At 61.6% G+C, this 9,147-nt stretch carries 8 protein-coding genes; 3 read left to right on the top strand and 5 right to left on the bottom strand.

Annotation, left to right across the window (positions count from 1 at the left end; translation table 11 throughout):
• From GY725_20065 to GY725_20075, 3 genes are all read right to left on the bottom strand, one after another.
• On the bottom strand, nt 1-1,452 hold the full coding sequence (locus tag GY725_20065; GenBank protein MCP4006480.1) for an FAD-binding protein: 1,452 nt from the start codon (nt 1,450-1,452) through the stop codon (nt 1-3).
• Nucleotides 1,445-2,482 (bottom strand): tetratricopeptide repeat protein, encoded by a 1,038-nt coding sequence (locus GY725_20070; protein MCP4006481.1) that lies wholly within the window; start codon nt 2,480-2,482, stop codon nt 1,445-1,447. Before GY725_20070 ends, GY725_20065 begins: the two co-directional genes overlap by 8 nt.
• A gap of 146 nt (nt 2,483-2,628) precedes the next feature.
• Nucleotides 2,629-3,330, bottom strand: a complete 702-nt coding sequence (locus GY725_20075; protein ID MCP4006482.1) for a hypothetical protein — start codon at nt 3,328-3,330, stop codon at nt 2,629-2,631.
• Between the two features lie 227 nt (nt 3,331-3,557).
• On the opposite strand from GY725_20075, the gene GY725_20080 reads away from it, so the two are divergent.
• Nucleotides 3,558-4,274 (top strand): hypothetical protein, encoded by a 717-nt coding sequence (locus GY725_20080; protein ID MCP4006483.1) that lies wholly within the window; start codon nt 3,558-3,560, stop codon nt 4,272-4,274.
• On the opposite strand, the gene GY725_20085 is transcribed toward GY725_20080, so the two are convergent.
• Nucleotides 4,189-7,398, bottom strand: coding sequence for a hypothetical protein (locus tag GY725_20085; GenBank protein MCP4006484.1), 3,210 nt, complete (start codon nt 7,396-7,398; stop codon nt 4,189-4,191). The two genes, GY725_20080 and GY725_20085, sit on opposite strands and share 86 nt — an antisense overlap.
• 64 nt (nt 7,399-7,462) lie before the next feature.
• On the opposite strand from GY725_20085, the gene GY725_20090 reads away from it, so the two are divergent.
• Entirely contained in the window at nt 7,463-7,729 is a 267-nt protein-coding gene (locus tag GY725_20090) for a glutaredoxin (GenBank protein MCP4006485.1), read from the top strand.
• A gap of 166 nt (nt 7,730-7,895) precedes the next feature.
• Here GY725_20090 and GY725_20095 read toward each other — a convergent pair whose 3' ends face one another.
• Nucleotides 7,896-8,264, bottom strand: coding sequence for an RNA-binding S4 domain-containing protein (locus GY725_20095; GenBank protein MCP4006486.1), 369 nt, complete (start codon nt 8,262-8,264; stop codon nt 7,896-7,898).
• Between the two features lie 4 nt (nt 8,265-8,268).
• Between GY725_20095 and GY725_20100 the strand changes: the two genes are divergently transcribed.
• Nucleotides 8,269-8,997 carry an HAD family hydrolase gene (locus GY725_20100; GenBank protein ID MCP4006487.1) on the top strand — a complete coding sequence of 243 codons (729 nt, stop codon included), beginning with the start codon at nt 8,269-8,271 and terminating at the stop codon, nt 8,995-8,997.
• Nucleotides 8,998-9,147 lie beyond the last annotated feature (150 nt).

Raw genomic sequence — 9,147 nt, forward strand, 5'->3', positions numbered from 1 at the left:
TCAGAAACTTACTTCGGAGTAGCCTGGGTGTCGCAGATTTCCTTCCGTACAAGCCCTTGGGGTGGGAATCAGCTTGCCCGGATTGCAGCGATCCTCGGGATCGAATGCATCGTGAACCCAGCGCATGGGCTCGAGGTCGGCCTCGCTGAACAACATGTACATGTAGTCGCGCTTTTCCACGCCAATCCCGTGCTCACCCGACAGAACACCGCCCGCCTCGACGCAGATGCGGAGAATTCGCTCGCCCATCTCGCGGATCTTCTGCAGTTGTGCCGGATCGCGCTTGTCGTAGGAGATGTTCGGATGCAGATTTCCATCGCCCGCGTGCAGGATATTCGCGAGTTTGATGCCGTTCTCCTCGGCTGCTCGGTTGATCGCGTCCACGACCTCGGGGAGTTTTGTGCGCGGAACGACGGCGTCGTGAACGTATAGATCGGGCGCGAGTCGTCCCATCGCACCGAATGCGCCCTTGCGACCCCGCCAGAGCGCGATCCGCTCGGCCTCGTCGCGCGCGACCCTTACCTGGATCGCCCCGGCCGCACTGCACAGGCCCTCGACCTGCGTGCGCTCCGTTTCGACGGTGTCGCCGACTCCGTCGAGCTCAACCAGAAGTACGGCCCGCGCGTCGCGCGGGTAGCCTGCTGCATAGACCGAGTCTTCGACCGCGTCGATGGTTCGATCGTCCAGGAGTTCCAGCGCTGCGGGCACGATGCCCTCGGCAATGATGTCGGAGACGGCCTGACAGGCGGCTCGCAGATCTGAAAAACTGGCCAGCAGGGTGGACACGGTTTCGGGAATCGGCACGAGTCGAACCGTCGCCTCGGTTGCGATCCCCAGAGTTCCTTCAGAGCCCACGAAAAGCCCCCGCACGTCGTAACCCGACGTGTGTCCGTCGCGCCGACCGAGTCGAACGACGCTCGCGTCCGGCAGCACGACTTCGATTTCGAGCACGTGCGGGTTGGTGGTGCCGTGCTTCAGGGTGTGTGGCCCGCCGGAATTCTCAGCGACGTTCCCGCCGATCGTGCAGGCCGACTGACTGCTGGGATCGGGGGCGTAGAGAAGTCCCAGATCCGCGACGGCTTCGGAAAGATGCGCATTGATCAGACCGGGCTGGATGGTGGCCGTGCGATTGACCGCGTCGACCTCGAGGATCCGGTTCATACGTGAGAACTCGATCAGGACGCAACCTTCAACCGGGGTCGCTCCGCCTGAGAGTCCGGTTCCGGCCCCTCGCGGCACATAGGGTACGTCCGCTTCATTACACAGCCGAACGACTCCAGCGACGGCTTCGGTCGACACAGGAAAAACGACGGCGCGCGCATTTCCAGAAAGCAGCGTGAGCCCGTCGGACTCGTACACGAAGCGCTCCGAGGGTCGACTCAGAACCTCGACGACATCGGGAAGAGCCGCCAGTGCGCGAACGAGTTCGTCGCTTGCGCCCGGATCAGGCAAGGCCGAGGCGCTCGACCTCGTCCTCGTCCATCCCGAGGTAGTGGCCGATCTCGTGCTTGACGGTAACCCGGATCTCCTCGATCAGTTCCTCGAGGTCGCCGGCGATCTTTTCCAGGTTGCGCTTGAACAACACGATGCGATCGGTGTCGCTGCGTGGTTCGGGCGCGTGATGTGGATTGGAATCCGGGTCGGTCACGGGAACGCCCAGAAAAATCCCCAGCACCTGCGGAGAGATCGACTCGCTTCGCACCAGTTCGACGTCTGGCAGGTCCTCGATGATGATCGGGCACGTCTCTACGTATCTGCGGATCTGTTCCGGTAGCTCGCGCAGCGCGGCGGTGGCCGCTGCCTCGAATTCTTCGTCCGAGATGCGTGTGGGCACCGGATAGAGCTGAGGGTCGATTTCGGCCGCCTCGGCAAAAAGCCGCTCCGCGTGCTCGTAGTCACCCGCGTGCTCGTACAGGTGGGCCATGTAGTAACTGCTGTGGGCGCAATCCGGCTCGAGAATCAACGCCCGATCCAGAGCCTTCCGGGCCTCATCAAAAAGACCCAGTTCAAACAGAATCTGGCCCTCGAAGCCGCGGTAGATCCCCACATCGGCCTGGGCTTTGCTGGCCCTGCGCAACAGGAAGAGCGAACCCTCCAGATCGTCCAGGTAGAACAGCGCCTTGGCCTTCAGATAGTAGACCTCGGCCTCCACGGGGCGATCGATTCGCACGGCGAGGATGGCGTCGCTGACCTCCAGAGCCATTTCGTATTCGTGGAATTCCTCGATCAGGATCTCGATGTGATTGAGCTGAGCCGGAAAATAGTCCGGATCGGCTTCCGCAGCCTTGGCAAATTCGGCAACGGCCTCCTCAATGAGCCCGGAATCCCAGAGGATTTCGCCTCTTCCGTTGCGAGCTTCAGCGCCGAGGGGATTTGCCCGCAGCGCCTCGTCGATCCATGCGAGGGCCTCGTCTCCCCGTCCGGTGGAGGAGGCTTCCATCGCCTGGTCCAGGCAGTCCCAATAGCGATCCCGATCCAGCATCAAACCCTTTCAGCACCCCCCGGAGCAAGACGGATTCTAGCAAACGGGGCAAGCCAATATCTGACAACGGTACCGACGAGGAGAATCTGTAACTATTTGAATTAGCTACAAAAAATGGACAAAAAGCGAACCCTCGGCGAGAGCGCCTATTCGATCGTCCTGACCAGGATACGCTGGCAATTGGCGCAGTAGTTCAATTCACCGGCAAGCACGCGGTTTTCCGTTTCGGGCGGGATGGTGCGGTGACAACCACCGCAGGTTTCGTTGGTGATACGCGCAACCGCTGTGCCCAGCTTGCCCGCCAGCTTCTCGTAGTGCGTCCGCACTTCCGAACCGAGTTCGTCGAGCAGACCGTCGCGGACCTTGATGTGACCAGAGAGTTCTTCTTCCGCCACGCTAGTACGCCTGCGCAGCGCCTCGGCCTCCCCGACTGCGACCTTCTCGTTTTCCTTCTGCTCCTTCTCCGCTGCCTTGAGGCGCACCGCGGCCGCATCGGCGCCGTCCATCGCTTCGAGAATATCCTCCTCGACGCTGGAAATGCGCTGAGTCATGCCTTCGATCTCGTGGAGCAAAGCCGTGTATTCCGTGTTGGTCTTCACGAGCGCAGTCTGATTCTGGAACTTCTCGCGCTGGACCTCGCTGTCGGCGAGTTCGTTCTCTTTGTCCCGCCTCGCCTTCTCTACGGAGGCCAGGGCTTCCTTTTCGGCAGCCAGAGCGTCGCGTGCCGCCTGTGCCCGCGCCTCCGCCTGGTCGATCTCGCTGGGCAATCGGGTCAGATCGCTGCGGAGGTCGGCCACACTGGCTTCCGTGACTCCGAGCGCCTCGAGGTTTTCTCTGAACGAACTCATACACACTAGATTCCACGTCCGGACACCCCGGGTCAACGGCAAACCCTCGAAGAACATTCGGGACCGAGCCGGAGCGGTGCCTGGTAGGTGCGTTTGCAAGCCGCGGGAACAGGCCCGATTCTCGCTGGCGGTCGTTGATCCGGCCGTGCCCGGCACTCAAGCTCTGTCCTGATTGACCGAACCTGTGCCCTGACGGGAAAGAATGCACACGAGATGGGAGCAGCCCGATGACAGATGACCGCTATGCCCCTCCCGACGCACCGTTGGTCGACGAATCGGCTCTATTCGGCGAAGGCGATGGAGAGTTCGATATCAGCCAGGCGCTCTCGGACGCCTGGAATGCCACCTGGGCGAACTTCCCGCTCTGGCTCGGTGTGGGTCTGGTCGGCGGGGTGTTGATCGCCCTTTCGGCCTTCATCCCGCCCGTGCTAGGTCTGTTCCTGATTGCGCCGGTGATCGTCTGGGGAATGGTCCGGTTCACGCTCAACATGATGGATCGCAAGGCTCAATTCGGCGATCTGTTCGCAGGCTTTTCAAATTACGGCAGCTCCCTTCTCTCCACTCTGGTGCTGTTTATCTCGATTTTCTTCGCCTCGTGGATTGGGCAGATCGTGCAGACGGCAGGCATCATCATCCAGAACAGTGTTCTCGAAGCGATCGGAACACTGTTCTCTTTCGTATGGGCTCTGTTCGTGATCAGCCGCCTGAACTTCGGCGTGTTCTTCATCGTCGACCGGGGCCTGGGACCGATCGAAGCTCTTCAGGCATCCTGGAACATCACTCGCGGTCGATCCGTGCGCGTCGCCGGGCTGCTCGTGATCCAATGGATCCTGCTCATCGCCGGATTCTTCGCCCTGGTTATCGGTGTGATTCCCGCAGCGACGATCGGCTACCTGATGTGGGCTTCGGCTTACCGACAGATGGTGGGTCGGCCGACGGTTTGAATCGCCGCTTCATGAATTCGTACTCTTCGAGGAAAGCCGGGTCATCCTCGAACTGATTCGCGGCCAGCCCGGCGACCAGGAGGGCGTGGTCGGTGGCCCCGGTCAAAGCCGCGGTCCATGCGATCCAGAAGTACATCGGTTTGTAATTGACTTCCTCTCGCCACACGTCGATGAGCTCGGCATAGTCGTCAAGGGGAATGAAGCGCGCGGCAGTCGCAACCCAGCTCGACACCTCGAGTCGGATCCGCCGGTCGTTGCGAACATTGTCCTGGCGGAAGATGCGCCTCAGGGTCTCGATATCGCGTGCGACCAGCGCCCCAATCAGCTCTCCGATTCGCGAGCTGTTTTCGAAGCTGACATGGTCGTATCCGAGTCGGCGAGCTTGCTCGCGGGATTCCTCCAGACGTCTGGCCAGGAAGGCCACGCGATCTGCGTCGACGGTGGTGTGCTCGCGCGAAAACAATGCCGCGAGCCGGTACATCCAGAACGGTGGTGAGATCGAGATCCAGCGAAAATCCAGGTCGACATACGCGTCGTCCGAAGCGCGAAGAGTGTGGTCTCGGTTCGGATCCGTGGGCGGTAGTGCCGCCCGCAAGCGCTCTTCAAAAGCTTCCTCACTCATCAGAGCCTGGTAGTAGCGCCCGAGCGTTGCGTAGCCGAGGAGCGGGGATTCAGACGCCTCGACGTCGAAGAATGCAACGTCCCGCAGCCAGGCCCAGACGGCCTCTGACACGCGTTCCCGATCGGGGTGCTCCTCCAGTGAGGTCTCGCCGGTTTCGGAAATCAGCCCCACCGCACTACTGGCAAACCAGCGCAGCTGATAGCGAAGTCGTTCCTGCTGGCTCTCGAATAGCTCCGCGTCGTAGGCCTCGCTGTGCAACCACTCACCCAGGCTGGCAACGACCGGATCGACCCGCGGAAGCACTTCATTGGCCAGGAGATCGAGAGCCGTTTTGAGATCGCGCTTCTCGGACTGCAGCGAGTCGACTAGCGACATACGAGGCTCCAGGAGTACGGTTCCGTGCTCTCGATCGAGTTCGGGGATCAACTCTTTGCGAATGTACTCGGCAAGTTCCCCGGCATCCTCTACGCGATTGGCTTCGAAAAGAGACTGCATGCGATCCAAGGACATCGAAACGCGCGTCTCGAGTGAGTCCGTCCGTTCGAGAGCGTGAACCAGACTATCGGCTGCCAGAGTGTATTGGCCGGTGTAACGATACAGGCCTGCCAGCTCATTGTAGTTCGCCGCGTCGTCGTCGCCGTCCTCGATCAATCCGAGCACTTTCCCAATCGCGCGTTGGTAGGTTTGAAAGTGCCAGTCTCGTTGGATGTCGACCATCCGTGTGGCGTAATTCACGTCGGAGAAAATCCTGTGACTCAGATACCAGCTCGACCGCGTGTTCTCGCCCGAGAAGCGCAACAAGATCTCGAGCTTCGTCAGATCGAACACCTGCCCGACGCCAAAGCTGCGATACACGCGCTCTAGACTCTCGGGCAACGTCTCAGCCCAGAAAGCCAGCGGTTGGCCGGTTTGCAGCACATAGGTCCGCCAACCTTCATCACTCGGCTCCGCCCAGGCCAGAGCCGCGTGTGCGGGCAACCCGATCAGATGCGCGTTATGGCCCTGTCGCTGCGCGATCACCTGGTACAGCTCCGAAAGATCGTCGCAATCGCCTCGATACATGCCGCCTGTCTGGGTATCGAGAGTCTCCGTGGCAGTCTGGTGGATGTCCCCGCTCACCTGCCGAGTCCCGATCAGTGCAGGCTTGCGACTGTCGGGACTGTCGTAGGCGTATACGAGCAGGTACTGGCCGATCAGATCCAGGTGTGCGGCATCGGGAAGCGCGAGTGTCACCTCTGCGTAGAAGCGCTCCGCATCTTCCGGATCGCCGCTCTTCGCGGGTCGCAGCGCCCCGTGTCGAGTGAAGAGCGCCATCACATCCCCGTTGGGTTGAACGGCGAGTACGTGCGGAGGCAATGCGTCGCCCAGCGCGTCCGGTTCGACGTCTTCACCGTTGACGGGAAACCCGAGACGCCACACCAGGTCGTCCGACCAGAAGCCCTCTGACTCGGACCAGCTGGCGATGCGGCGCGGGCCCGCGAAAACCTCCACGCGGGTGAAGCGATTCGCTTCGCGCAGTGGGTCCGCATCGCGCGGAACGCGAACGACCAGACGAACGGATTCTCTCGTGTAGTAGGCGGGCTTCGCGGCCGGACGCGAATAGGCGGCACGCTCAGGGGTCGACAGGGTGCTGACCCGCTGGCCCAGAGCGCTGGAGAGATCCGCGACGCGAACGCCATCGCCCTGGTAGACGCTCTGTGGCAACAGACGCTCGGCTTCGCGAACCGCCGACTCGAGCGTTTGCGCCAGTTCGACCGGAGCATCGAGATGGGAAAGCCAGCCAGTGCGAACGAGGCGCCGCGCATAACTGGGCAGCACGAAATCAAAATCCTCCTGGGCGTCGGTCTTGTCCAGTTGTTGCAGGATATCGACGGCTGCGAGCCGTCCACCCAGATCGAGCGTTCCCGCCGGAAGAGCTTCCACCAACGCGTCGATCGCTGCGCGCAACTGCGACAGAGCGGAATCGTGGGCGTTCCGGCTGCGCTCGAGCAACCCGACTGGATCGACCGCGAGTGCCACGCCTTCCCTGGTGACGAGGAGTGAATTGCCCTGGAGCTTGACGCCGAGTAGTTCGTCTTGCGACAGGTGGAATCCATTGGGGTCCAGGCCCTCTCGTTTCGCCCGGCTCAGGATGGGCACGATATCGGCGAGTACTTCGGCCTCACCCAGAGCGACCAGATTCCAGTCCGCGCGCAGTCTGCCGAGTTCGGTTTCGATCTCTACCCAGTCCGCTTCACGCGCTCGGAAGACGGGGAGTTCGCTCTGCTCGGCAATCCTCCAGAAGACACCCGCTTCGCGCTGCTTGATCGAAGGCGAGTTGGGGAAGGCCTCCCGCAATGAGGAGCCTTCGAAGATTCGCGGAACCCGCGAGCGATCCAGACCGGAAAGGACTGAACAGTCGACGAAGAACAGGCAAAGCACGAGCACGCAAGCCAGCTGAACTCGCCTCTGCCGGTGGCCGTTTGTGCTAGCCTTGCTTCGCTTCTGGGATTCGCCGCTCATTTTGGAATCTCAAGCTACCACGCGCCCGCTTCGACGCGAGCACGAAGGACGGACATTAGTGGGGATGAACGTGAGCACCCAGGGCCTGTCGCTGTATCACTACGAGGGCTGTCCATTCTGCGCGCGTGTACGCAGCGCCCTCGAAAATCTGGGACTCGACGTTGAACTGCGCGACATCGAATTGGACGCCGGCCACCGCGAGGCACTGATCACGGCAACGAACCGGCGCACCGTTCCCTGCCTGCGTATCGAAGATAATTCGGGCAAAGTCAGCTGGATGCACGAGTCTGCGGACATCGTGGATTACCTGGAAAAGCTGACCGAGGCCTGAAGCGCCTTCTGAAACTCGTCGCAGACGACGTGAACGCGTTGACCCGCTCGATCGTCTGGTTGAACGCCGTCCATGGAGAGGACTGCTAGGGAATCTCTGCACAGGCGACGCAGCGCAGGCGGATGCATCGCGCTTCGCAGCCGCAGCCTCCCTGTGCAGAGGTTCCCTAGTCCTGGCCGCGGAAACGATTGAGTGCGCGACGATCGCGCTTGGTGGGACGCCCCTCGCCTTGTGGCCGTGAGGGCTCGCGGGGCAGATAGGGATCGCGCGGAGCGGGTTCGGGAGAATTGTCCTCGTAGAGTTCGCGCGCGAGTGGGGCCGAGAGGCGCTTTTCAGCCAGCGCCTTGACCTGAAGGATGCGCAGCCCGCGCGGGGTCTCTACGACGACTTCGTCTTCGACCCGAAGTGGGTGATGCGCCTTTACAGTCCCGCCGTTGAGCTTCACACGACCGCCGACACAAGCCTCCGACGCCAGATTCCGCGAGCGAAACACACGCGTCGCGCAAAGCCAACGATCTACCCGCACACTTTCCATGAGAATGAGTATAGGGGTCGCGAGAGGCAATACAGACTCGACCTGTTATCTTCGCCGTGTGAACGCGCTTGTTCTGGACTTCGATGGGTTGATTCTCGACACCGAGACGGCTGTGTTCGAGGCTTGGCGGTACGTCTTCGAGAGTTTCGATCTGGCCTTCGAGCGAGGGGAGTGGCTGGACGGAATCGGCACGGGCTCCGCAAGTTTCGACCCGATGGAGAGGCTCCGGTCCCTGGTTGGCCCATCACTGGATGCCGATAAACTCCACATCGATCGCAGGCGGTGGCGAGACGAGTTCCTTGCAAATCTCGAACCGATGCCCGGAGTTCTCGACCTTCTGGAGTCCGCCCGAGAATTGGGACTGCGCACGGCCGTCGCTTCGAGTTCGGAATGCGAATGGGTCGTCCCTCACCTGCGCAGGTTGGAACTCGATCATCATTTCGATTCGATCTCGACGCGCGACGACGTCGCGCGGGCGAAACCCGATCCGGAACTCTACCAGCACGCACTCGACACGCTCGGAGTTTCGCCGGCCGAGGCCATTGCTTTCGAGGATTCGCATCACGGCGTGGCTGCAGCTCGTGCAGCCGGAATTCCCTGCGTGGCCGTACCCGGCCCGATGACGCTGGAAATGGATTTCAGCGAGGCAACACTGGTCATCGAGAGCCTGGGGGATCACTCGCTTGCATCGCTACTCGAACGAGTGGGGCGCGGCGTAGAGGCCGGAATCTAACCCGCCACTCGGGCTAGGGAACCTCTGCACAGGGAGGCTGCGGCTGCGAAGCGCGATGCATCCGCCTGCGCTGCGTCGCGCGACCCTCTGCAGATCTACGGATCTGCGATCGGATCACGCTTCTTGCTCAGGCGGCGACTCCCGCTTCTC

The organism is bacterium, assembly GCA_024226335.1.
Lineage (GTDB): Bacteria > Myxococcota_A > UBA9160 > SZUA-336 > SZUA-336 > JAAELY01.

Excerpts from the sequence above, each read along its gene's own strand:
- GY725_20070 (MCP4006481.1), bottom strand. The coding sequence starts at position 2,482 with ATGCTGGATCGGGATCGCTATTGGGACTGCCTGGACCAGGCGATGGAA.
- GY725_20075 (MCP4006482.1), bottom strand. The coding sequence starts at position 3,330 with ATGAGTTCGTTCAGAGAAAACCTCGAGGCGCTCGGAGTCACGGAAGCC.
- GY725_20080 (MCP4006483.1), top strand. The coding sequence starts at position 3,558 with ATGACAGATGACCGCTATGCCCCTCCCGACGCACCGTTGGTCGACGAA.
- GY725_20085 (MCP4006484.1), bottom strand. The coding sequence starts at position 7,398 with ATGAGCGGCGAATCCCAGAAGCGAAGCAAGGCTAGCACAAACGGCCAC.
- GY725_20090 (MCP4006485.1), top strand. The coding sequence starts at position 7,463 with ATGAACGTGAGCACCCAGGGCCTGTCGCTGTATCACTACGAGGGCTGT.
- GY725_20095 (MCP4006486.1), bottom strand. The coding sequence starts at position 8,264 with ATGGAAAGTGTGCGGGTAGATCGTTGGCTTTGCGCGACGCGTGTGTTT.
- GY725_20100 (MCP4006487.1), top strand. The coding sequence starts at position 8,269 with ATGAGTATAGGGGTCGCGAGAGGCAATACAGACTCGACCTGTTATCTT.